19 protein-coding genes are annotated in these 25429 nt (G+C 67.3%); 17 read left to right on the top strand and 2 right to left on the bottom strand.

The genetic code is table 11. The annotated features are described in order from the left end of the window. Position 1: 1 nt before the first annotated feature. Complete coding sequence (locus tag B1818_RS16540; protein WP_078113352.1) at positions 2-1207, top strand: serine hydrolase; 1206 nt, start codon at positions 2-4, stop codon at positions 1205-1207. A gap of 587 nt (positions 1208-1794) precedes the next feature. Here B1818_RS16540 and B1818_RS16535 read toward each other — a convergent pair. Then, complete coding sequence (locus tag B1818_RS16535; protein ID WP_078113351.1) at positions 1795-3054, bottom strand: HNH endonuclease signature motif containing protein; 1260 nt, start codon at positions 3052-3054, stop codon at positions 1795-1797. 570 nt (positions 3055-3624) lie between these two features. On the opposite strand from B1818_RS16535, the gene B1818_RS16525 reads away from it, so the two are divergent. The 15 genes from B1818_RS16525 to B1818_RS16450 all read left to right on the top strand — a co-directional run bounded on the left by B1818_RS16525 (position 3625) and on the right by B1818_RS16450 (position 23224). Then, positions 3625-5007, top strand: a complete 1383-nt coding sequence (locus tag B1818_RS16525) for an FAD-binding oxidoreductase (protein ID WP_078113349.1) — start codon at positions 3625-3627, stop codon at positions 5005-5007. Between the two features lie 32 nt (positions 5008-5039). Then, a complete protein-coding gene (locus tag B1818_RS16520) occupies positions 5040-6230 on the top strand; it encodes a helix-turn-helix transcriptional regulator (protein WP_078113348.1) in 1191 nt (396 codons plus the stop codon). A 165-nt stretch (positions 6231-6395) separates the two neighbouring features. After that, a complete protein-coding gene (locus B1818_RS16515; RefSeq protein WP_078113347.1) occupies positions 6396-8033 on the top strand; it encodes an aromatic/alkene/methane monooxygenase hydroxylase/oxygenase subunit alpha in 1638 nt (545 codons plus the stop codon). 413 nt (positions 8034-8446) lie between these two features. After that, positions 8447-9487 (top strand): 2Fe-2S iron-sulfur cluster-binding protein, encoded by a 1041-nt coding sequence (locus B1818_RS16510; protein WP_078113346.1) that lies wholly within the window; start codon positions 8447-8449, stop codon positions 9485-9487. A gap of 46 nt (positions 9488-9533) precedes the next feature. Continuing rightward, on the top strand, positions 9534-10652 hold the full coding sequence (locus B1818_RS16505; protein WP_078113345.1) for an aromatic/alkene monooxygenase hydroxylase subunit beta: 1119 nt from the start codon (positions 9534-9536) through the stop codon (positions 10650-10652). 2 nt (positions 10653-10654) lie between these two features. Beyond that, on the top strand, positions 10655-10993 hold the full coding sequence (mimD, locus tag B1818_RS16500; protein ID WP_176455943.1) for a propane 2-monooxygenase effector subunit MimD: 339 nt from the start codon (positions 10655-10657) through the stop codon (positions 10991-10993). Positions 10994-11175: 182 nt separating this feature from the next. Further along, the gene (locus B1818_RS16495; RefSeq protein WP_078113343.1) at positions 11176-12222 is read left to right on the top strand and encodes an amidohydrolase family protein; all 1047 of its coding nucleotides are present in this window, start codon (positions 11176-11178) and stop codon (positions 12220-12222) included. Continuing rightward, entirely contained in the window at positions 12219-13019 is an 801-nt protein-coding gene (locus tag B1818_RS16490) for an iron-sulfur cluster assembly protein (RefSeq protein ID WP_078113342.1), read from the top strand. Before B1818_RS16495 ends, B1818_RS16490 begins: the two co-directional genes overlap by 4 nt. A 3-nt stretch (positions 13020-13022) precedes the next feature. After that, positions 13023-14048, top strand: coding sequence for an NAD(P)-dependent alcohol dehydrogenase (locus B1818_RS16485; protein WP_078113341.1), 1026 nt, complete (start codon positions 13023-13025; stop codon positions 14046-14048). Between the two features lie 433 nt (positions 14049-14481). Beyond that, the gene (gene groL / locus B1818_RS16480) at positions 14482-16134 is read left to right on the top strand and encodes a chaperonin GroEL (RefSeq protein ID WP_078113340.1); all 1653 of its coding nucleotides are present in this window, start codon (positions 14482-14484) and stop codon (positions 16132-16134) included. Positions 16135-16416: 282 nt separating this feature from the next. Then, entirely contained in the window at positions 16417-18210 is a 1794-nt protein-coding gene (locus B1818_RS16475) for a sigma-54-dependent Fis family transcriptional regulator (protein WP_171011682.1), read from the top strand. A gap of 138 nt (positions 18211-18348) precedes the next feature. Then, positions 18349-20352, top strand: a complete 2004-nt coding sequence (locus B1818_RS24490; RefSeq protein WP_254859728.1) for an acyl-CoA dehydrogenase — start codon at positions 18349-18351, stop codon at positions 20350-20352. Positions 20353-20417: 65 nt separating this feature from the next. Next, positions 20418-21179, top strand: a complete 762-nt coding sequence (locus tag B1818_RS16460) for an SDR family NAD(P)-dependent oxidoreductase (RefSeq protein WP_065631863.1) — start codon at positions 20418-20420, stop codon at positions 21177-21179. A gap of 31 nt (positions 21180-21210) precedes the next feature. Beyond that, complete coding sequence (locus B1818_RS16455; RefSeq protein ID WP_078113338.1) at positions 21211-21729, top strand: PH domain-containing protein; 519 nt, start codon at positions 21211-21213, stop codon at positions 21727-21729. Continuing rightward, positions 21716-23224, top strand: a complete 1509-nt coding sequence (locus B1818_RS16450) for a PH domain-containing protein (protein WP_078113337.1) — start codon at positions 21716-21718, stop codon at positions 23222-23224. The genes B1818_RS16455 and B1818_RS16450 overlap by 14 nt, the downstream gene beginning before the upstream one ends. A gap of 55 nt (positions 23225-23279) precedes the next feature. On the opposite strand, the gene chrA is transcribed toward B1818_RS16450, so the two are convergent. Beyond that, positions 23280-24734: a chromate efflux transporter gene (gene chrA / locus B1818_RS16445; RefSeq protein ID WP_078113385.1), complete on the bottom strand. Its 1455-nt coding sequence runs from the start codon at positions 24732-24734 to the stop codon at positions 23280-23282. Between the two features lie 352 nt (positions 24735-25086). Here chrA and B1818_RS23975 point away from each other — a divergent pair, with 352 nt between their 5' ends. Continuing rightward, entirely contained in the window at positions 25087-25383 is a 297-nt protein-coding gene (locus B1818_RS23975) for a chromate resistance protein ChrB domain-containing protein (protein WP_254859726.1), read from the top strand. Positions 25384-25429: the final 46 nt, after the last annotated feature.

The raw sequence follows: 25429 nt of genomic DNA, 5'->3' as shown, positions 1-25429 counted from the left end.
CATGACCTCTGCGGGACCAGTCCGATCCGAACGCCTCGCCAAGGAGGTGACCCCGATCCTGACCGCCCGGACCGAGGGCGCGCCGCGGGTGCCGGGGGTGGTCGCGGGCGTCACGACCGACGAGGAGACGGTCTTCCTCGGTGCCGCGGGGGTGCGTGCGCTCGACGACGAGCAGCCGATGACCGTCGACTCCGTCTTCGCTCTGTTCTCGGCGACGAAGGCGGTGACCGCGACGGTCGCGTTGCAGCTCGTCGAGGAGGGCGCCTTGGACCTGCACGCACCGGCCCGCACTTACGTCCCGGCGCTCGGCGAGCTGCAGGTGATCGAGGGCTTCGACGACGACGGGCGGCCGCGCCTGCGGCCACCCGCCTCCGATGTCACGACCCACCAATTGCTCACGCACACCGCCGGTTTCGGTTACGACTTCTTCAACGAGACCTACCGTCGACTGACCGCGGACCACGGTGTGCCCGCCGTCGCCACGGCCACGAGGGCCTCGTTGCGAACCCCGCTGCTGTTCGATCCCGGCACGGAGTGGGAGTACGGCTCCGGGGTGGACTGGGCCGGCCAGGTCATCGAGGCCGTCACCGGACGCCGTCTCCGCGAGGTGATGGACGAGCGGGTCCTCGACCCAATCGGCATGTCCGACACCGGATTTGCGCTGTCCGACGGCGCCCGGCGTCGGCGAGCGGTCCTGCACATGCGCAAGCGGGGCGAGCTCGTCCCCAACCACCGCTGGGAACAGCCTGCCGATCCCGAGATCGACATGGGCGGGCAGGGCCTCTGGTCCACCGTCCCCGACTATCTGACCTTCCTGCGAATGTGGTTGCGCGAAGGCCGCTCCGACCGCGGTCAACAGATCCTGCGCCCGGAGACCGTCACCACGGCGTTGCGCAACCAGATCGGCGATCTCGCGGTGCGACGGCTGCCCGGAGTGATCCCGCCGCTGAGCCACGATGTCGAATTCGATCCGGGGACACCGAAATCCTGGTCGTATCCGTTCATGGTGAACGACACCGACACCCCCACCGGCCGCAAGGCGGGTTCGCAGTCGTGGGCCGGGCTGGCCAACCTCTACTACTGGATCGATCCCCACACCCGGATCGGCGGCTTCTGGGCCACCCAGATCTTCCCCTTCGTCGACCCCGCATCGATCGACGGGTACCGCGACTTCGAGGCGGCGACGTACCGAGCGTTGGCGGACTGACCTACGGCGCGTTCGTCATCAGGCAACGCCGAGCAGTACCCAGTTGCTCTGCCCGGTGAGATCGCGAAAGCACCGACCCGGTAACGGCATTACGCAGAGATCGCTACCTCACAACGCCGCCGACGACCATGCCGTCGTCGACCACTCCTGTCCGGTGCACTCCAGTCCGTTGCACTCCGAGATCCCCACCGATGAACGCGAGGGTGTAGATGTAGGCGATCGGCGGGGGCACTGGCTGATCTGTCGTACCGGTCTCACCCCATCCATGGTGGCGGGCGCCCGCTGCTCGACCGTCGCGGTCGAGCGGTTCAACCGCGCCCCGGCCCGTCGCAGTGCTCCCTCATCGGTGGTCGACGACGGACTCAGCCAGGGCACGCCCCGAAAGTTCCGCGGAGTGTGGCTCGAGGGCCCGATTGCTGCCGAACGGGGGCGTTGCGTGTTCGTCCGACACCCCGTTCCCGCGACGGTGATCCGCTGCGGTAACGGAGTACGGAGGGGCAGCACTGTGGAGTTGTCAAGGGACGGAAGCGGTCCCGGGTACGGTCCGGGTGCAGAAGGTGCTACGCGAAAGTGTGACGGAGGGCCGGTCAGGCGGCGTCGTCGAGTCGCATGGTGCGTCGGTTGTAAGCGGGTAGTGGTCGACGATGCGGGTCGATGATCGCGGGTGGGACGAGCCAGGGGTGTCGGTCGAACCCCATGACGATGTCCCAGCCGTGGTGGTGAACCTGGGTGTGGCAGCGTTGGCAGAGCAGGCAGCCGTTGTCGAGGTCGGTGGGTCCGCCGTCGGCCCACGACTTGATGTGATGCACCTGTGTATGGGACGGCGGTGCACCGCATTTGATGCAGCAGGCGTCACGCACGATGATCGCTTTGCGGAGGTGTGCCGGATACAAGCGGTGGGTGTGGCCCATCTGCAGCGGTACGCCCTCACTGTCGAGGATGATCTCCGTCAGCGAGCCGTCGCACGACGCTTGTTTGGCGGTGGCGTGGCTGACCGTCCCGGTCCACGGCAGTGTCGCGAGGTCTCCGGTCGCGGGGATCGTCAGCATCAACTGGGTGCGTGGGCTTCCGACGGTGTCGATGCTCGCGCCGATCGCGGCTTGGTCGAGGATCAGTTCGAAGGCGTCGGCGCGGCGTTGCTCGGCGGTGCGACGGTCCTCGGCGCCGTCGGGTTCGGGCCGTGGGCAGGACCGTTCGTCGATCATGGCCAGGAACTTCTCACCCACGACCTGGGTGAGGTCGGCACGCACCTCGACACGGCCGTCGTCGGTGGTGTGCGCGTTCACCGAGTTCAAGCGTGCATCGTCCGACGCTGGGGTTCCGGCGTCAGAGGCGTCGGCGAGGGCGTTGCTGATGGCGTGAGCATGCTTGAGCACTTCGGTCGGCGTAGCACCGGATAGTGCTTGGGCGATGAGTTCGATCTCATACCGGGAGCGTTCTCCCTCGGAAAGAGCGTCACCACACCGTTTTTCGATCTCGTTCATGCCGCGGACGATGGCATCGACGACCTCACCGGACAGCCGCCCGTCAGCGGCATGACGAGACAGCGCAGGCAACCCCGGCAACGCATCGACGCTTCGCATGGTGCGGTGCGCGGCGGCCGGTGCGTGGCCTGACTCGATCAGCAGTTTCTTGGTGGTGCTACCGGCCTTCTGTGCGACACCGAGTTCGTCGAGTTGCGCTGCGTGCGCGACGATCTGATGATCGGCAAGATTGCGGATCAGGCGCCACGTGTCGAGGGCGTCGAATGTTGCTCTGCCCGTCGGGTCGTCGGTGGGCGGGGTGGTCTCGATGAGTTGATCGAGGAGCGTGGTGAGCTCTGGCATGACTCCAAGGTACCGGAACATTCGTTCGACTACGAGGAGTTTCCACAGGCTCAGAAATCTCGAAACTGTCGACTGTGCAGCGTTTTTCGTCGACTGTGCGTCGATTCGCGTTGATTGTGCGTGAATCGTTGACAGAGGTGAACTTCAGTCACATCTGTTACGGATTCTGGGTGAAAAGTTGCGAGTCTGAAGTGGACTGAAGATCCCGCGAAGTCGCTCCCCCGGGGCGCATCCGCAACCCGCCGGGCGTGTGGGGCTGGGTCCGCAGGGGTTGTGCAGCGGCGTCGGGTCACCAAGTGGCTTCGACTCGGCGCCTCGACCTCGACGCGCTCCTTCGTCGCTTGCTCGGCCCGGCGGCTCCGCTCGGTGCCGGCTCAACCAGCGGGGGTCGGGTCGACCGACGCCCCCCAGACTTCTGGGACGCACACGAACCCAGAACTCTGGCACGAGCATTTCCCGCGTTCGAGGGATGGCGGGAACAAAAGGGCGTCGGCCACTCTGAGTCCCATCGAGCCGCCGAGTCCGGCGGCCCACCACAGCAGCACCGACGCTCGAACCCGTTCATCCGCAGATCATTACGAAGGAAGCATCGTGTCCATCACCTCCGAACCCATCGACTTCACCGACTTCGACGCCCTGCTCTCCGCGGTCAGCGGTCCCGTTCTGACCCCGGCCGACGAGGGCTACACCGCCGAACTGACCGGCTTCAACCTCGCGGCGATACCCGCCGCTGACGTGGTCGTCGGGGCGACGAACGCTGCCGACGTCGCCGCCGCCGTGCGATATGCGCGCTCGAACGGGATGCGGGTCGGTGCGCGGGCGACCGGGCACGGATCGCCGATCGAGGGGCGCGGCACGGTCGTCGTCACCACGTCCCGGATGGCGGGGGTGAGTGTCGATCCGGTGACCAGGACCGCGCGCGTCGAAGCCGGTGCGCGGTGGCGCGATGTGGTCGCCGCGACCGCTCCGCACGGCCTCACCGGGCTCGTCGGCTCGTCGTCGTCGGTGGGTGTCGTCGGGTACACACTCGGCGGCGGACTGAGTCCGTTGGGTCGTCAGTTCGGTTATGCCGCCGATCATGTCCGGTCGATCGAGCTCGTCACCGCCGACGGTTTCGTCCGCACGGTCGACGCATCCGCGGGTTCGGACCTGTTCTGGGCACTGCTCGGCGGACGGGACGGCTTCGGCATCGTCACCGCACTCGAGTTCGAGCTCTTCGATCTGCCCACGGTCTACGGCGGCGGGATCTTCTTCGCCGGCTCGGCGGCCGCCGACGTCCTGCACGCCTGGCGCGAATGGGCGCCCTCCCTGCCCGAGGAGGCCGGGACCTCGGTGGCGATCCTCCGCCTCCCGCCGGACCCCAACCTGCCCCCGCCCCTACAGGGTCAGCTCGCCGTGCACGTCCGCTACACCCACACCGGGGACCCGGCCACCGCCGCCGCGGTGCTCGCACCGATGCGGTCGGCGGGTCCGATCCTCCTGGAGAACATCGACGTCCTCCCGACCGCTGCGCTCGACGCGGTACACATGGACCCGCCCGGGCCGATGCCGAGCGCCGAACGCGGCTGCGTACTCGCCGATTTTCCGGCATCTGCCGTGGATGCCCTGCTCGCGGTAGCCGGGCCGCAGGTCGCGAGCCCGCTGGCCATCGTCGAGGTCCGTCTCCTGGGTGGCCGATTGCGGTCGCCACAGCGCGTACCCAACGCCGTCGTGGGACGCGACGGCACGTTCTCCGTCCTCGCCATCGGCGTACCCGCCGGCCCGCTGGGCGAACAGGTCGGTGAGCATCTCGCGGCCGTCACCGACGCGGTGGCCGCCCACTCCTGTGGAGCGCTGCTCAACTTCTCCGGGCGGACGGCAACCGAACGCGACGCGCTGTGGTCGACCGACCAGCGGACGCGCCTCGAGACCATCCGACGACGCCACGATCCGGCCGGTGTCCTCCGTCCGGGGGACCCCACTATTGTGGGATAGACATCCGTGCAGCTCATGCCCACAATTGTCGAATGACATCGAGTCTGACCGCCGAGCGTGTGCGCCGCGACATCGAGGTCGTGGCCCACGCCGGCCTCGGTCTCGACGACTTCTTCGCCGAGACCGTCGCCTCCCTGAGCCGCGCGGTGCCCGTCGACGCGGTGTGCATCGGCACCTTCGATCCCAACACCGTCCTGCTGACCAGCGCCCGCAAGTACGGATCACTGCTCGGCGAGGATCACCGGGACCCGGACTGGGGTCTCCTCGAATACGGGCAGGTCGAGCCGACGGCATACCGCGAGATGGTGGCCGCCAAACGCGATGCGGTCGGACTCAACCTCCTCAACCGGGGCGCCACCGAACGGTCTAATCGTATGTCGCAGTTGATGATTCCCGAATACTGCTTCCACGACGAGGCCCGCTTGGTGCTGCGTGACGGGGACCGGGCGTGGGCCGGGATCGCGATGTTCCGCAGCGGGGCCGGATGCCGGCCCTTCGACGCCGACGAGATCGACTTCCTGGGTTCGCTGTCGCGCACTCTCGCCTACGGCGTGCGCGTGGGGTTGCTGAGCAGTGTGGTCGCCGGCGGGGCGAGTGCCGCCGCCCCTGCCACCGTCGACGCGCCGAGTCCGCCACCGCCGACCGGCCACGGCCCGGCGGTGCTGATCATCGACCGCAGCAACGAGATCGTGCAGATGAGCGCCGGCAGCCAGGAGCGCATCGCCGACCTCGCGTCCGGTCCGAACGGCGCGGCGGTGATGAACCCGATCTACGGCCTTATCGGAGCCGCACGCCGTTACGGCTCGGGTGAGTCCTCCGTCCCGCCGCGCCTCCGGGTGCGCGGGGCGTCGGGCATGTGGCTCGTCATCCACGCGTCGCCGCTGTCGTCGGCCGACGGCCGGGTCGGCGAGGTCGTGGTGACCATCGAGGAGGCCCGCCCGCCCGAGATCATCCCGCTGGTCGTCGAGGCTTTCGGGCTCACGGCCCGTGAACGCGACGTCACCCAGATGGTGCTGCAGAGTGTGGCCACCAAGGACATCGCCACCGCCCTGCACGTTTCCGCCTACACCGTGCAGGACCACTTGAAATCCATCTTCGACAAGGCCGGCGTCCGCAGCCGGCGCGAGCTGATCGCGCGGATCTACTTCGACCAGTACGCCCAGCGTCTGAACGATCCGCTGCTTCCGTCCGGGTCGTTCGCCGCCGCGGATCGCGAACTGTAGCGGTCCGTCACCACCTCCGAACCCGCCCCGGCGCACCGCACCGGGCGGGTTCTCTGTCGTCGTCTCACAGTGAGACGTTTGTAATCCACGTCACAGGGTTGTATCGAAGTCGCTCCAGTCCATGCGGGCCGGCAATCCGCCGGCTCTCCACCGAGGAGGCGCACTTTGAGCAGGCAGAGCTTGACAAAAGCCCATGCGAAGATCACCGAGTTGTCCTGGGAGCCCACCTTCGCCACCCCGGCCACCCGGTTCGGTACCGACTACACATTCGAGAAGGCCCCCAAGAAGGATCCGCTGAAGCAGATCATGCGGTCGTACTTCCCGATGGAGGAGGAAAAAGACAACCGCGTATACGGCGCCATGGACGGCGCCATCCGCGGCAACATGTTCCGCCAGGTGCAGGAACGCTGGCTGGAATGGCAGAAGCTGTTCCTGTCGATCATCCCGTTCCCCGAGATCTCCGCGGCCCGCGCGATGCCGATGGCGATCGACGCCGTGCCCAACCCGGAGATCCACAACGGCCTGGCCGTGCAGATGATCGACGAGGTTCGTCACTCGACGATCCAGATGAACCTCAAGAAGCTGTACATGAACAACTACATCGACCCGGCCGGCTTCGACATCACCGAGAAGGCGTTCGCCAACAACTACGCCGGCACCATCGGCCGCCAGTTCGGCGAGGGGTTCATCACCGGTGACGCCATCACCGCGGCCAACATCTACCTCACCGTGGTCGCCGAAACCGCCTTCACCAACACACTTTTCGTCGCGATGCCCGACGAGGCCGCCGCCAACGGCGACTACCTGCTGCCCACCGTGTTCCACTCCGTCCAGTCCGACGAGTCGCGGCACATCTCCAACGGCTACTCGATTCTGCTCATGGCTCTCGCCGACGAGCGCAATCGCCCACTACTGGAACGTGATCTGCGGTACGCATGGTGGAACAACCACTGCGTCGTCGACGCCGCGATCGGCACCTTCATCGAGTACGGCACGAAAGACCGTCGCAAGGACCGCGAGAGCTACGCCGAGATGTGGCGTCGCTGGATCTACGACGACTACTACCGCAGTTACCTTCTGCCGCTGGAGAAGTACGGGCTGACCATCCCGCACGACCTCGTCGAAGAGGCGTGGAAGCGGATCGTCGACAAGCACTACGTCCATGAGGTCGCGCGGTTCTTCGCCACCGGCTGGCCGGTCAACTACTGGCGCATCGACGCCATGACCGACAAGGACTTCGAGTGGTTCGAGGAGAAGTACCCCGGCTGGTACAACAAGTTCGGCAAGTGGTGGGAGAACTACAACCGGCTCGCCTACCCGGGACGCAACAAGCCGATCGCCTTCGAGGACGTCGATTACGAGTACCCGCACCGCTGCTGGACCTGTATGGTGCCGTGCCTCGTCCGTGAGGACATGGTCACCGAGAAGGTCGACGACCAATGGCGCACGTACTGCTCGGAGACCTGCTACTGGACCGATGCGGTGGCTTTCCGGGGCGAGTACGAGGGCCGAGAGACCCCGAACATGGGTCGTCTCACCGGTTTCCGCGAATGGGAGACGCTGCATCACGGCAAGGATCTCGCCGACATCATCCAGGATCTGGGTTACGTCCGAGATGACGGCAAGACGCTCATCCCGCAGCCGCACCTCGACCTGGACCCGAAGAAGATGTGGACGCTCGACGATGTCCGCGGCAACGTCTTCAACAGCCCGAACGTGCTGCTCAACGAGATGTCCGACGAGGAACGGAACGCCCACATCGCGGCGTACCGCGCCAACACCAACGGGGCCGTACCGGCCTGAGTCGCGTCGACCCTTCGTGACGCGCTCTCCGCAAGCTCCGAGCGCTCCTCAGGGAGCAAAAGGAACGCGCTCTCCGCAAGCTCCGAGCGCTCCTCAGGGAGCAGAAGGAAACGCACTCAGCGCGAACTCCGAGCGCTCCTCAGGGAGCAGAAGGAAACGCACTCAGCGCAAGCTCCGAGCGCTCCTCAGGGAGCAAAAGGAAACGCACTCAGCGCGAACTCCGAGCGCTCCTCAGGGAGCAGAAGGAAACGCACTCAGCGCGAACTCCGAGCGCTCCTCAGGGAGCGGGTGATGTCCCGCAAGCCATCCCCCTGCTCCCTGAGGAGCCAAGCGTCACCCCTGCTCCCTGAGGAGCGGAGCGCAGCGGAGCGTCACGAAGGGTCCCCGCACCCGAAGTCCGAACTGGAGAAACAGTGGCCGACACACATCGCATCAACTTCGCCCCCGTCGACATCGAGATGGAGGTCGGCGAGGACGAGACCATCCTCGACGCCGCATTCCGGCAGGGCATCCACCTCATGCACGGGTGCCGGGAGGGCCGGTGCTCGGCGTGCAAGTCCTACATGCTCGACGGTGACGTCCAGATGGACGACTACTCGACCTTCGCCTGCAACGACGCCGAGGAGGCCGAAGGGTATGTCCTGCTCTGCCGCACGTACGCCTACAGCGACTGCGACATCGAACTGCTGAACTTCGACGAGGACGAATTGCTCGGCGGCGCACCGATCCAGGACGTACGCACGCGGGTCACCGCGGTCGAGCCGATGACCAAGGACATCGTGTCCCTGCGACTCGACGTGGTCGAGCCGGCCACCTTCGAGTTCAAACCCGGTCAGTACGTGGACCTCTCGATCCCCGGTACCGAGGAGAAGCGGTCCTTCTCGATCGCCACCACCCAGTCGACCCCCGACAAACTCGAGTTCCTGATCAAGAAGTACCCGGGCGGAGTGTTCGCCGGCATGCTCGAGAACGGACTCGAACCGGGCACCGAGATCATGGTCAACGGCCCGTACGGGTCATGCACCCTCCGCAACGGGCACGTACTCCCGATCGTCTGCATCGGCGGCGGCGCCGGAATGGCACCGCTGCTGTCCCTCCTCCGGCACATCAGCGAGTCGGAGATCGTCCGCCCGGTGCGCTTCTACTACGGTGCCCGCACCGCGGCCGATCTCTTCTGCCTCGACGAGATCGCCTCTCTCGGCGAGAAGATCGCCGACTTCAGCTTCACCGCATGCTTGTCCGAGTCCGCCGCCGACGCACCCGCAGGCGTCTCCGTGGCCGAGGGCAACGTCACCGACATCGTCAACGGATGCGAATCCGATCTGTCCCGAACGGAGGTGTACTTCTGCGGACCCCCGCCCATGGTCGACGCGGCGTTGGCTCTCGCCGAACAACATTCGGTGCCCCGTGACCAGATCTTCTACGACAGTTTCACCAGCCCGGCATTCGACTAGCCAGCTCGACACCCCAACAGCCGCCGAACGAGGAGGAGCGCGCAGTATGTCCGCACCCACCGCCCCCAGATCCAACCAGCGAGAACGCAGTTTCCCGTCCATCGAGTTCACCGACGCCGAAGCCGGCGCCAAGGATTTCCCGAGTTCCAAGAGCCGCAAGTACAGCTACTATCAGCCGGCCAAGAAGCGCGCGACGATGTACGAGGACGTCACCGTCGACGTACAGCCCGATCCCGAACGGCACCTGAGTCAGGGCTGGATCTACGGCTTCGGCAACGGTCCCGGCGGCTACCCGCAGGAGTGGACGACGGCGAAGTCGAGCAACTGGCACGCCTTCCTCGACCCGAACGAGGAGTGGGACCAGACGATCTACCGGAACAACTCAGCGGTCGTCCACCAGGTCGACCTGTGCCTGCAGAACGCCAAGCGGGCACGCGCGTACGATTCGTGGAATTCGCCGTGGCTCAAGTTCATCGAGCGAAATCTCGGAGCCTGGATGCACGCCGAGAACGGGCTGGCACTCCACGTGTTCACCTCCATCCAGCGGTCGGGCCCGACCAACATGATCAACACCGCCGTGGCCGTGAACGCCGCACACAAGATGCGCTTCGCCCAGGATCTCGCGCTGTTCAACCTCGACCTGTCCGAGGCCGAGGAGGAGTTCGACGGCGAGGCACACAAAGAGGTGTGGCAGGCAGCACCGGAGTGGCAGCCGACCCGCGAGGTGGTCGAACGGCTGACCGCAGTCGGTGACTGGTGCGAGCTGCTGTTCGCCACCAACATCGTCTTCGAGCAGCTCGTCGGATCGCTCTTCCGCTCGGAGCTGGTCATGCAGGTCGCCGCGCGCAACGGCGACTACATCACCCCGACCATCGTCGGCACCGGTGAGCACGACTACGACCGCGACCTGGCCTACACACGCAGCCTCTTCCGAATCCTCACGCGCGACGAGCAGTTCGGCGACGAGAACAAGGAGCTGTTCGGCCAGTGGCTCGCCGTGTGGGTCCCCCGGTGTCTCGACGCAGCCCGTGCCTTGCAACCGATCTGGTCGCAGCCGGCGGACAAGTCGATCACGTTCGCCACCAGCCTGGACGCGGCAACCGCCAAGTTCACCGACCTGCTGACATCCATCGATGTCGCCATCCCCGAGGAGTTGAGCAAGTGACCATGCAATTCGGCGCGGAGACCGAGTTCTCCAACATGTGCGGCGTGACCCTGATGAACACCCCGATCGGCCGGGTCGTCGCCGACGTCATGGGAGCGAAAGACGGGGTCGAACTGACCGAATACCCGTCCATGATCCGCGTGGACGGGGTCAACCGGCTCGAGTTCGACTACGACGAGCTGACCGACGCACTCGGCCAGGACTTCGACGGATCGATCTTCGAGGAGATCAGCTCCACCCACTACGGACGGATGGTGCACCTCGACGACCGGACCTTCCTGTTCGCCAGTCCGGAGGACGCTGCCGAGTACATCGGGTTCGACCTCACCGCCCAGGGCTGACGCTCGAACCCGAGCCCACCAGGCATGCGTCGTGGCCGCCGGCGGCCCGTTCCCGGCGGCCACGACGTACACCAACCCCGCACCACCCCGCCCACCACCGAGAACACCTCCCCGCCCATCACATCCGAGACAACCCGGCCCCGCCCGCCGAGACCACAGCCCACGATCGTCAGGAGCACACGATGTACGAGAAGAACGGCGACAAGTACTTCATCGTCGACGCCCACGTCCACCTCTGGGACGGACGCGAGTCCAATCAGAAGAACATCCACGGCAAGCAGTTCATCGATTGCTTCTACGACTATCACCGCAACCTCAGCCCCGAGGACAAGGTGTGGGACTACGACACCTACACCTATTACGGCCCGGACCGCCTGATGCGAGACCTCTTCGAGGAGGGGCCGGCCGACCATGCCATCTTCCAGGCCACCATCCTGAAGGACTTCTACGTCAACGGTTTCGCCCAGGTCGACGACTCGCTCAAGCTGTGCGAGGACAATCCCGGCCTGCTGACCTACAACCACGCCTACGATCCCCGCCACGGCGAGGCCGGTCTCGAGCAGCTGCGGCGCGACGCCGAGACGATGAACCTCAAGGGCGTCAAGCTCTACACGGCCGAATGGTTCGGCGACTCACGCGGATACAAGCTCGACGACGCCTGGTCGCGGCGCTATCTCGAGGAGTGCATCAAACTCGGCATCAAGAACGTCCACATTCACAAGGGCCCCACCATCCGGCCGCTGGACCGTGACGCTTTCGACGTCGCCGATGTCGACAAGGTGGCCACCGACTACCTCGACCTGAACTTCGTCATCGAGCACGTGGGCCTGCCCCGGCTCGAGGATTTCTGCTGGATCGCAACCCAGGAGTCCAACGTGTTCGGCGGTCTGGCCGTGGCGATCCCGTTCATCCACACGCGGCCGCGATACTTCGCGCAGATCATCGGCGAGCTCCTGTACTGGATCGGCGAGGACAAGATCCTCTTCGCCAGCGACTACGCGCTGTGGACCCCGCAGTGGCTCGTCGAGAAGTTCGTCGACTTCCAGATCCCCGAGGACATGACCGAGTACGCACCGATCACGGTCGAGCAGAAGAAGAAGATCCTCGGTCTGAACGCGGCCGCGCTGTACCCGCACATCGAGGTGCCCGAGGAGCTGCGGTTGCCGACCAGCGCAGCCGATCCGGATGCCGAGGTGGCGGCCGGGGCGAAGGACGCGGTGAACGCATGACCGCCCTGGACGATCGGCCGGCACTCGGCGTCGACCGGGCGAGCCGCCTCGAGCGCGACGTACTCGCTGCGCTGGACACGGTCCTCGATCCCGAACTCGACGAGCCGATCACCGATCTCGCCTTCGTCCGGTCGATCCTCCTCGAGGACGCCGGGGTGACGGTCCATCTGCGACTTCCCACCTCGTTCTGTTCGCCGAACTTCGCCTACCTCATGGGTTCGGACGCCCTCGATGCGCTCGAGGACATCGACGGGATCGGTCAGGTCCGCGTGTTGCTCGACGATCATCACGACAGCGACAAGATCAACACCGGACTCGACGCGCACGCGGGCTACAAGAGCACGTTCGGGGTGGAGGCACTCGAGAGCCTCGACGAGCTCCGACTCACGTTCCGGCGCAAAGCACACACCGCCGCGATGGAGCGCTGCGTCGCGGCCGAGCTCACCGCCGGACGCGTGCTCGTGTCCGAGGTCGACCGCCTCGCCCTGCGGGATCTTCCGCGCGGCCACCGCAAGTCGGCGCTGCTACGACGGCGGATGGAGTTGGGGCTCAGCGTGTGCCCCAACAGCCTCGTCGTCGTCGACGAGGAGGGCCGCCCGTTGCCGGCCGAACAGGTGCCGATGCGCCTGCGCTTCGCGCGCTCGGTGCGCATCTCGATGGAGGGGAACAGCCACTTCTGCCGCGGCCTGCTCGCCACCCGTTACGCCGACGACACGGCCTGCGACGGCCGGAGCGGACCCGTCATCACCGACCTCCGGACCACCCGCGACGCCATCACCCGAACGGAACAGGAGTAGACCATGCGCGCAGTCCAGGTCGTGGGTTACCACGACAAGTTGCAACTCAACGAGATTCCCGCACCGGAGGTGACCGGTCCCTTCGACGTCATCGTGAAGATCGGGGGCGCCGGCGTGTGCCGCACCGACCTGCACATCCTCGAGGGCCAGTGGGAGGAGAAATCCGGTGTGGCGCTGCCGTACACGATCGGCCACGAGAACGCGGGTTGGGTCGACGCGGTCGGGGACGCGGTCACGAACGTGGCCGTCGGCGACAAGGTGATCCTGCATCCGCTCATCACTTGCGGTCTCTGCCGGGCGTGCCGGTTCGGCGACGACGTCCACTGCGAGAACAGCCAGTTCCCGGGCATCGACACCAACGGCGGATATGCCGAATTCCTGAAAACCACCGCCCGCAGCGTCGTGCGGATCGACGATTCCCTGGAACCCGCCGACGTCGCCGCACTCGCCGACGCGGGACTCACCGCGTATCACGCCGCCGCCAAGGTCGCGCGCATGACGCGTCCCGGGGACACCTGCGTGGTGATCGGCGCCGGAGGACTGGGGCACATCGGGATTCAGGTTCTCGCGGCCATCTCGGCGGTCCGGCTCATCGTGGTGGACCGTAATCCGGACGCCGTCGAACTCGCCCAGCAGATCGGGGCCGACATCGGGATCGTCGCCGACGGTTCACATGTCGAGAAGGTTCTCGAGCTGACCGGTGGGCACGGCGCCGAGGCAGTGCTCGACTTCGTCGGCGAGGGCGGGGCCACCGCCGAGGGTACCGCGATGCTGCGGCGCGCGGGCAGCTTCTTCGTCGTCGGATACGGGGAGAACATCAACGTGCCGACCATCGACGTGATCTCCACGGAGATCAACTACATCGGCAACCTCGTCGGGTCGTACAACGACCTCGGGGAACTGATGGACCTCGCCGCGCGGGGAAAGGTGAAGCTGCACACCAGCACCTACGCCCTCGACGACTTCCAGCAGGCGCTCGACGACCTCGACGCCGGCCGGGTCCGCGGGCGGGCGATCCTCGTGCCCTGACGTCGCCGACCCTTCGAGGCTCGTCGCTTGCGCTCCTCGCACCTCAGGGAGCAGAGAAGGCAGCCCGCTTGCGCTCCTCGCACCTCAGGGAGCAGAGAAGGCAGCCCGCTTGCGCTCCTCAGGGAGTAAGGACGGCGACCCCCCTGCTCCCTGAGGAGCGAGCTTGCGAGCCAACCCCCGCTCCCTGAGGAGCGAGCTTGCGAGCGTCACGAAGGGTCTTGGCGAGACGAGTTGCGAAGACCCTTCGTGACGCGCCCTCCGCAAGCTCCGGGCGCTCCTCAGGGAGCAGGGGGTTGGCCGCCCTCCGCAAGCTCCGGGCGCTCCTCAGGGGGCAGGGGTGGGCCGCGCCGTCGAGGTGCGAGCAAAGGGCGAGCAGCACAACAGATTTACCGCAGTACACAGCCGAGAACACCGAACGAAAGGCAGGACGACCATGGCCAAGGAGTTGCGCTACAACGCCGAAGCGCGGCTGCGGCTCGAGCGAGGGGTCAACGCACTCGCCGACGCGGTCAAGGTGACGCTGGGACCGAAGGGACGCAACGCGGTCCTGGAGAAGCTCACCGGCCCTCCGACCATCACGAACGACGGGGTGACCATCGCCCGCGAGATCCAGTTGCGCGACCCGTTCGCCAACATGGGCGCCCAGCTCGTCAAAGAAGTGGCGATGAAGACCAACGGGGTGGTCGGCGACGGCACCACCACGGCGACCGTGCTGGCGCAAGCAATGGTCCGTGAAGGTCTACGGGCGGTCGAACAGGGCGCCAACCCGATGCGGGTGCGTCGAGGCATCGAGCGTGCCATCGCCACCGTGATCGAGTCGCTGTCCGAGCAGTCCGTCGCACTCGGCGGGCGCAGCGACCTCGAGCGGATCGCCACGCTGGCCGCCAGCGACGACGAGGTGATCGGCTCGGCGATCGCGGCGGCCGTCGAGTACGTGGGTCGTAACGGTGTCATCACCACCGAGGAGAGCGACACGCTCGGGCTGGGCGTGGACGTGGTGGACGGCATCGAGTTCGACCACGGGTACATCTCCGGCTACATGGTGACCAATCACGAACGCATGGAAGCGGTTCTCGAGAACCCGGTGGTCCTGCTGACGAACAAGAAGATCACCACCGTTCAGGAGATCATGCCCAGCATCGAGGCGGCCAAGCGTGCCGATCGACCCCTGTTGGTCCTCGCCGAGGACGTCGACGGCCCGGCCCTGCAGCTCCTCGTCGGCGGCAACATGCACAAGACGATGCAGTCGGTGGTGGTCCGGGCCCCGGGCTTCGGACATCGGCGGGTGGCCGAACTCGAGGATCTCGCCGTCGCCCTGGGCGGTCAGGTGATCGCGAAGGACACCGGGCTGGAACTGTCGGAGGTCTCCGTCGAGCAGCTCGGCAAGTGCGACCGGGTGACCATCACCGAAGATGCGACGACGATCGTCGGCGCGCGTGGCGACCAGGGTCTCGTCGACGCGCGGGTGGCGCAACTCGAGGCCCAGCATGCCCGCGCCCGCATCGACGCCGACCGCGACAGCCTCGAACTGCGGATCGCGCGGCTGACCGGCCGGGTGGCCGTGATCCGGGTCGGCGGGGTCACCAGCGTCGAACTCAAGGAGCGCATGCTCCGCGTCGAGGACGCGCTGGCAGCGACACGCGCGGCGGTCGAGGACGGCATCGTCTCCGGCGGCGGAACGGCTCTTGCGCAGGCACATCGGGCGCTCGAGTCGCTCGCCGAGGTGTCCGGTGACGAGGGCGTCGGCATCGACGTCGTGCGTCGATCGATGGCCGAGCCGCTCTTCTGGATCGCCACCAACGCCGGGTTCGACGGCGACGAGGTGGTCCGGGTCGTGAGCGGCCTGCCGCTGGGGCACGGTTTCAACGCGATGACCGGTGGCTACGGCGACATGTTCGACGAAGGTGTCATCGACCCGGCGAAGGTCACCAAGGCGGCACTGGAGAGTGCCGCGTCCATCGCCGCCCTGCTGATCACCACCGAGACGGCTGTGGTCGAAGAGGTCCTCACCCACCCGGGCGCCATCGAGGCGCCCGGCTTCGGCGACCTCGCCGAGGGCATGGTCCGACCCTCCAACATCTACTAGGCCGGCCTTCATCAGGCCGCCACCGGCCGGCCCACACCGGCCGGTGGCCATCGACCCCGGCGGGGACGTCACCGCACGACGGTGACGGGGGCCGGTCGCGATCGGAATTCGTTCTCGGCGTCGATCGCGGCCGGCCCACCGCCGAGCCGTCCCGACAGGCGGATCCCGGCGGGTCAGCACGGTCCGTTTCGTCCGGCTCGACCCACCCCCGCCACCAGCCCGTTGTTCTGTACACTGCTGATGATGTGAGACGTACATCACAGTAGGGAGTTGTCTACCCCGGTGAATCATCAGCCCTCAGCCCAGGCCCGGAATTCGATCGCTTACGTCGCGCGGGCGCGCGAACGTTTCCTCAGCGACGACGGCGTAGCCGACGACCGTTTCGGCGGCACCGTCCGCGACGCGATCTCCACCTCGTGGAGACGGTCGCGGTCGTTCAAGGTGCAGGCGGACCGACTCGAACTCCCCTTCGTCCGCGAACCGAACACGGACAGCCCGTTGATGAGCGCGGCCCGTCCGGTGCTCGACCAGCTCGCCGTCGACCTCTCGGCGGAACCGGTGAGCATCATCCTCACCTCCCCCGACGGCGTGGTCCTGTCGCGCGCCACCGGCAGCCGGGAACTCCTCGGCCAACTCGATGCCGTCTCCCTGGCTCCCGGGTACAGCTACAGCGAAGAACACGCCGGCACCAACGGGATCGGCACCGCACTCGAGACCCGGCAGGCCACACTCGTCACCGGCGCCGAGCACTACGCCGGCTGCCTCGCTCAGCTCAGCTGTGCCGGTGTCCCGATCCGAAACCCCTTCTCCGGCGGCATCGTCGGCGCACTCGATCTCACCGGATGGGTGGAGGAGGGGGGTTCACTGCTGCTCTCCCTGGCCAAGTCGGCCACCGTCCAGATCGAGCAGCAGATGCTGACGAACGCCAGCGAGCGCGAATCCCGGCTGCTCGCAGCGTATCTCGCCACCTGCCGCCGTGCGCCGCAGATGATGGTCCTGGCGCTGGCCGCCGACGTCGTGCTGATGAACCGGCGACTGCGCCAGAGCATCGATCCGCAAGACCAGGTGTCGATGCTCGAGCACGCCGTGGACCAGACCCTGGACAATTCGTCGACCCGCCGGGTCAACACCCTGCCCAGCGGACGCGCGGTCCGACTCGCGCCGGTCGTCGAGTTCTCCGACACCGACGCCGGCATCGCGGTCTTCCACGTACACCTGATGGATCCCGGTCCGGCTCCGGAACCGCGACGCCGTCCGACGGCCGCGGCGACGCTGCCCGGCATCGTCGGCCGCAGTTCGTCGTGGCGGGAGTGTTGTCATCGCATCGCCCAACATGTCGGCGCGGGCCGATGGATCGCGGTATCGGGCGAACGCGGGAGCGGCCGGGCCGCGGTGTTGCGTGCGGCCGCCGGCCAGTACCGCCGCGGCACCATCCGCGTCTTCTCCGCCGAGGACTTCTCCGACGCCGACACCCTCGACACCTTCACCGCCGAGATCGAACGCGACGACTTCGCGATCATCCTGCGCGACATCGACGAGTTCGACGACGACATGTTGTTCGACGTCGCCGACGTGCTGCAGGGTCGCGAACACGCGGGCTGGCTCGGCATCACCCTGAGCACCGTCGACACACTGCCAGCGCTCGGCGCGACGCTGCTTCCGTTCTTCTCCCACACCGTCGAGGTGCCACCCCTCCGGCACCGCATCGAAGATCTACAGGTCCTGGTGCCCGCGATCCTGCGCCAGCTCACCCGCGGCAAGGAACTGCCGGTGGCGCCGGACGCGATGCGCCAGCTCAGCAAATACACCTGGCCGGGCAACGTCGCCGAACTGCGTCAGGCCCTGCGCGACGTGGTCACCCACCACCGTTCCGGGACGATCACCGTCACGCAACTGCCCCCGACGTATCGGGCGCAGAGCCGTCACACCCTCACCCGCATCGAGGCCCTCGAACGCGACGCCATCGTGCGCAGTCTCGAGGAGAACGGCCACAACAAACTCGCCGCCGCCCACGCGCTGGGCATCTCGCGCGCGACGATCTATCGCAAGATCAAGGAATTCGGTATCGACGTCTGACCACGCCGGCCGTGTCGCCGCTCGGGACAACCCACTGGCGAAACCCGGGTCGGGGCGAGCCCTGATGCCGGGGCATGATGGACGGGCGACGGACATCCGCGTACCAGCGTCCGCCCACCTGAACGACGAGGAAGTGCGATGACCACACCCATGTCCCGGCGGGACCTCGAGTTCCTGCTCTACGAATGGCTCGATGTCGAGACGCTGACCTCGCGGGAACGCTTCTCGGCACACTCACGGGAGACCTTCGACGCCGTGCTCGAACTCAGCGCCGACATCGCGATGAAGTGCTTCGCACCCGCCAACAAGATCGGCGACGCCAACGAGCCCTACATCGGTGACGACGGCAAGGTCGTCCTGCCCGACGAGATCGTCGCCGGCCTCACCGAGTACCGCAAGGCCGGTCTCATCTCGGCCTCCTTCGACGACGAACTCGGCGGCATGCAACTGCCCACCGTCATCCGCCAGGCCTCCGCCGTGTGGTTCCAGGCCGCCAACGCCGCGATGTCGTCGTACAACTTCCTCACCGTCGGCAACGCGAACCTGCTGGCCGAGTACGCCACCCCCGAGCAGCGCGACACCTGGGTCCGTCCCCTCGTCGAAGGCCGCTTCTCCGGCACGATGTGCCTGTCCGAGCCACAGGCCGGCTCGTCGCTGGCCGACATCACCACCAAGGCCGAACCCGCCGGCGACGGCACCTACCGCATCACCGGCACCAAGATGTGGATCTCGGGCGGAGACCACGAACTCACCGAGAACATCGTCCATCTCGTCCTGGCGAAGATCCCCGGCGGCGGCCCCGGCGTCAAGGGCATCTCGCTGTTCATCGTGCCCAAGTACCTCGCCGACGGAACACGCAACGACGTCGCGCTCGTCGGCCTCAACCACAAGATGGGCAACCGCGCCACCACCAACACCCTGCTCAACTTCGGCGATGGCACCTTCCCCGCCGACTCCACCCAGACGGCTCCCGGCGCTGTGGACGATCAGCCCGCTCGCTCCGCTCCCGGCGCTGTGGACGATCAGCCCGCTCGCTCCGCTCCCGGCGCTGTGGACGATCAGCCCGCTCGCTCCGCTCCCGGCGCTGTGGACGATCAGCCCGCTCGCTCCGCTCCCGGCGCTGTGGACGATCAGCCCGCTCGCTCCGCTCCCGGCGCTGTGGACGATCAGCCCGCTCGCTCCGCTCCCGGCGCTGTCGGCTACCTCGTCGGCGACGAACACCGCGGCCTGTCCTACATGTTCCACATGATGAACGAAGCGCGCATCGGCGTCGGATTCCTCGCCACCGCACTGGGTTACGCCGGGTACCGGGCCTCCCTCGACTACGCGAAGGTGCGTACGCAGGGCCGACCCGTCGACCACAAGGACCCGTCGACCAAACCGGTCCCGATCATCGAACACGCCGACGTGCGTCGCATGCTGCTCGCCCAGAAGTCCTACGTCGAAGGCTCTCTCGCGTTCGGGTTGTACTGCAGCACCCTCGTCGACGAAGCAGCCACCACGACCGACCCCGCCGAACGCGACCGGTTGAACCTGTTGCTCGAGGTGCTCACCCCGATCGCGAAGAGCTGGCCCTCCCAGTGGTGTCTCGAGGCGAACAGCCTCGCGATCCAGGTCCACGGCGGATACGGTTACACCCGCGAGTTCGACGTCGAGCAGTACTACCGGGACAACCGGCTCAACCCGATCCACGAAGGCGCCCACGGCATCCACGGCTTGGACCTGCTCGGGCGCAAGGTGATCATGCAGGGCGGGGCCGGTCTCGCCGCGCTGGCCGAGACGATCGAGGCCACCGTCGCCCGCGCACGGACTGTCGACGGACTCGACACCCTTGCCGACACGCTGCACGCGGTGGTGGACCGGCTGGTGAAGGTGACCGCGCACATCTGGTCGGCGGGCGACCCGAAGCTGTCGCTGGCCAACGCCACGATCTACCTGGAGACGGCTGGCCACATCGTGATCGCCTGGATCTGGCTCGAACAACTCCTCGCCGCCGACGGCCGGACCGGTGACTTCTACGACGGCAAACGCGCTGCGGCACAGTATTTCTTCCGGTATGAACTACCCAAGACCGGCCCACAGCTCGATCTGCTGACCGCACTCGACCGCACCACCCTCGACGTAGAACCGTCCTGGTTCTGACGCCGATTCCGACTCGACCGGCGCCCCGCGTCGGTCACCGTGCTGAGTACTCAAGGGAGACAACGATGTCCGTGATGGATCTGTTCGACACCACCGGCAAGGTGGTCATCGTGACCGGTGCCTCGTCCGGGCTGGGGGTCTCGTTCGCCCGCGGTTTCGCCGAGGCGGGCGCGGATGTCGTACTCGCCGCGCGCCGGGCGGAGAAGCTCGCCGACACCGCTGCCGCCGTCGAGGAACTCGGCCGCAAGGCGCTGGTGGTCCCCGCAGATGTCGCCGACCCCGAGCAGTGTCAGCGGGTCGTCGACGCCGCGATGGAGACCTTCGGCAAGGTCGACGTGCTCATCAACAACGCCGGCGTCGGGACCGCGTACCCGGCGACCCGCGAGACCCCCGAACAGTTCCGCGGCGTCATCGACGTCAACCTGAACGGCTCCTACTGGATGGCCCAGGCCTGCGGGCGGGTGATGCAACCGGGTAGCTCGATCATCAACATCTCGTCGATCCTCGGCATCACCACCGCCGGGCTGCCGCAGGCGGCGTACGCCGCGAGCAAGGCCGGCGTCATCGGCCTCACCCGCGACCTGGCCCAGCAATGGGGCGCGCGCAAGGGCATTCGCGTCAACGCCATCGCCCCCGGATTCTTCGAGAGCGAGATGACCGACACCTACCAACCGGGATATCTCGACTCCCAGATGCCCCGGGTACTCCTCGGCCGGACCGGACACGGCGAGGAACTCGCTGCCACCGCGATCTGGTTGTCCTCGGCCGCAGCCGGATACGTCACCGGCCAGACGCTGCCCGTCGACGGCGGCATCACCGTCACCTAGCATCGGGGAATCCACCCCTAGACTGGCGGCAATGGAGCCCTCATCTGATCCGACCGTGCCGGTGCACCCCACCCTGCGTGACCCGGTCAACAGTGTCGATCCACGCGCCAAGACCCTGTGGCGCATCGGCCCGCTCGTCCTCGGGGTCCTGGGCGTGGTCGCCGCCGTCGTGGTGGCCGTCGTCGTCGACCAGACGCGATGGATCGCGGTGCTCGCCGCGGTCGCGGTGGTCGTCGTGACCGTCGCCTGGGTCGCGATTGTCCCGCAGTGGCGTTACCGCTTTCACCGCTGGGAGGTCAGCGACGACGCGGTGTACTCGCAATCGGGCTGGTTCGTCCGGCACCGCGTGATCATCCCGATCGCCCGGATCCAGGTGGTCGACACCGAGGCCGGGCCGATCGAACAGTTCCTCGGGCTGGCGACCCTCACCGTGACCACGGCGTCGTCGGCCGGGACGATCCACATCGCCGGTCTCGACGCGGAGGTCGCACGGACGACCGCCGCCGATCTGACCATCCGCACACAGGCTTTCACCGATGACGCGACCTGAGCCGTTCGCCGTCGACGGGCCGGAGGACTGGCACCGGTTGTCGCCGTGGATGATGGCCGTCAAACCCGTCGAGCTCCTGCCCTCACTGATCCCGGTCGTGATCGCGCTGGTCTTCGCCGGCTCGGGCGCGCCGCTGTTCACCCTGATCGCCACCGCGGTCATCGTGCCCTTCGTGACGGTGGTGCCCTGGCTGACCACGCGCTACCAGGTCACCGATGAGCACGTCCGGGTGCGCAGCGGGCTCGTCACACGCAAGGTCGCGACCGCGCGCCGGGACCGCATCCGCAGCGTCGACCTCACCGCGTCCCCGGTTCACCGCGTGCTGAAACTGCAGAAGGTCAAGATCGGCACCGGAGGGGACGACGAGTCGTCGGCGGTCGTCCTCACCGCACTCACCGTCGACGAGGCGCGGGCGCTGCACGACAATCTGATGGCCACGCGCATCCTGCGGGGACCGTCGGCGCCCGCCGGCACCGACCCCGACGACCCGACCGCCCCGGTGGCGGCCGAGGACCCCACGGTCCTGGCACGGTTCCAGACCTCGTGGCTGCGCTACTCCCCCTTCTCCGTCGCCGGGCTCGCACTGGCCGCGGGCGCCGCCGGCCTCGCCGCGCAGATCGCCAACGACGCCGGGGTTTTCACGGAGGGGATCGGATTCGCGCGCGACGCCGTCGACTCCATCCGCGAGACCGCGATCGGACTCGTCGTGCTGGGTGCCTGTCTGCTCGTGATCGTCGTCGGCGGCATCCTGTCCGTTCTGGGGTACGTCCTGAATTACTGGAACTTCCGGCTCCTCCGCTCCCCCGACGGGACCCTGCGCACCGAACGCGGACTGCTGACCACCAACGCGATCAGCTTCGACGAACGGCGCATCCGCGGCAGTCACCTCACCGAGCCGGTCCTCATGCGCCCACTCAAAGGCGCTCGCCTGCAGGCGATCGCCACCGGCAGCACCAAGCACCCGCTTCTGCTGCCACCGGCACCGATCGACGAGGCGATGCGGGTGGCCGGTCTGGTCACCGACGAACGCACCGAGCTCACCACGCCGCTCGTCGGACACGGCGTCACCGCCGGGCGACGTCGGATCAACCGCGGATTCCTGTCCGGCGCAGTGGTGTTCATCGTCATCTGCGTCGCGATACTCACGCACGCCCTCCCGACACCATGGCTGGCGGTGGGGGTCGTCGCCGTTCTCGGCTCGACCGCGCTCGGTGTCGTCCGCGCCCGGCACCTCGGGCATCGGCTGACCTCTCGCTCGGTGGTCATCGCACCGCCGAGCGTCGCGCGGCAACGCATCGTCGTCGACCGGGACGGTGTGATCGGCTGGGCCAGCCGTACGTCGCTCTTCCAGCGCCGGGCGGGCGTCACCACACTCATCCTCGCCACCGCGGCGGGCGCCGAGCACTACCCTCTCGTCGACGTCGACGAGGAGACCGCGGCCGGCGTCGCCCGTGATGTCTCGCCCGACTGGATCCGCCCGTTCCTCGTGCCCTGACGACACCCGTTCAGGTCAGGGTCGTTCAGGTCAGGGTCGTTCAGGTCAGGGTCGTTCAGGTCAGGGGCAGGCCGACGGCGGCGGCGAGCAGGCCGAGCACCGCGCAGATGCCGAGGGTCCGGAGCACCGACTGCTTGAGCGGATAGATCAGGACGAAGGCGATCACGGTGATCACCACGGCCAACGGACGCAGGGTGTCGAGATGCGGGACCGCGAGGTGCAACGGCCCGGCGGTGACGACCGTGGTGTCCCGGAACAGCGTGTGCAGTGCGAAATACAGTGCGAGATTGGCGATCACGCCGACCACCGCGGCGGTGACGCCGTTCAGCGCGGACGTCAGATGCCGGTTGTTGCGGAGCTTCTCGATGAACGGCGCGCCGAGGAAGATGAACACGAAACTCGGCACGAACGTGACCCAGGTGGTCAGGAGTGCGCCGATGGTCGCCGCGACCCAGGGGTCGAGACCGCCCGGATCGCGATAGGCGCCGAGGAACGCGACGAACTGGACGACCATGATGAGAGGGCCGGGGGTCGTCTCGGCGAGTCCGAGTCCACGCACCATCTCACCCGGCGTGACCCAGCCGTAGACCTCGACCGCCTGCTGGGCGATGTAGGCCAGGACGGCGTAGGCGCCGCCGAAGGTGATGAGGGCGGTCCACGTGAAGAACGTGCCCTGCTGGGTGAACACACTGCCCGTCCCCGTGGTCGCCACGACGATGCCCATCGGGATGATCCAGGCCAGCGCACCGACACCGAGCACCAACCCGGCGCGACGCCAGCTCGGGGATGCCGTGTGGATCGCGTCGTCGGCGATGATCGGCGCGGGCCCGTCGTCGGCGACCTCCTTCTGGGCGGCGACGACACGGCGGCCGGTCAGCCAGCCCAGGACGCCGGCCACAGCGATGACTATCGGGAACGGGACAGCGAAGACCGCCAGGGCGATGAACGCAGCGACCGCGATCGCGATCTGCACCGGCCCGGTGAGCGCCCGTTTGCTCACCCGCGTGACCGCCTGGGCGACGATGGCGAGCACCGCGGGGCCGATGCCGGCGAACAGGGCCGCCACGATGGTCGTCGCGCCGAAGGCGACGTAGATCGCCGACAACCCGAGTATCGCGATCACCCCGGGCAGGACGAACAGGATGCCCGCGATCAGCCCACCGGCGGTTCCGTTGAGCAGCCAACCCACGTAGATGGCCAATTGCTGGGCTTCGGGCCCGGGCAGCAGCATGCAGTAGTTGAGGGCGTGGAGAAACCGGCGCTGGCCGATCCAGCGCCGGTCGTCGACCAGTGCCCGCTGCATCACCGCTATCTGACCCGCGGGACCCCCGAAGGTCTGCAGCGAGATCAGGAACCACGCGCGGGTCGCGGTCCGCAGCGAGACCCCCGCGGTCGGGTCGACGTGGTCACCCGACTCGACGGCCGCCGTCCCTTCGGTCTCCGGCGGACCGTCCGCACGTCTCGACGCATCCGAACTCCCGGGTCGACCGGATCTCTCCGACATCACCACTCGCACCCCTTCCACCACGCACCAACGTGCCCACGTCGCCGCGGTCGTGCGGCTCCCAGCAGATGCAACCACGAGGTCGGGTCGGCCGCGCCCACCAACCCGGCCGAGTTCGAACGCATCCGCGCCGAACTCCAGTCGGCCCGCGAAGCCGAGTACGCGGACATAGTCGACGAGGCGCAGCAGGCGGAAGACCATGCCGACCCCGCGAAACAGCTCGGCGTCCTACGTCGCAGGTTCCGTGAGATCACCCGACGGGACCACTTTCCGACAGAGTCGCGCGAGACCGCCCGACAAGCACTTCGCACACTGGCCGACCGACTCCTCGAGACCGAACCGGCGAGGCCGTCGTGAGGTGGGCGACCCGGTCTTGTGGGCGATCGCAGAGATCATCCACGAAGCCGACATCGAAGACGACCGCTACGACGCTCCGGAAGCGCCGGGCCTCGATGTCGTGTTGCGCGGCCTCTCCCTCATCGGCGACGACGAACACACGCTGTCGGTCTCGGATGCGTTTTCGACGGTTTGCACGAGTACTTTCGCCAACGCACCCTCACCGGCCGCGAACCGTCGTAGGCAACCGCGGGGCGCGTCGGAGCACCCCGTGAGACGATTCGCCAAAACCGTCCGACCCACTTTGACGCTGTGGTAGACATCACAGCAGATTAGTCAACGCTGACTGTTCTCCATCGCCGCGG

The sequence above is a fragment of the Gordonia sp. IITR100 genome, assembly GCF_002009645.1.
Lineage (GTDB): Bacteria > Actinomycetota > Actinomycetes > Mycobacteriales > Mycobacteriaceae > Gordonia > Gordonia hongkongensis.
The sequence above is the reverse complement of the archived record's forward strand: the minus strand, read 5'-3'. Positions and strand labels throughout refer to the sequence as shown.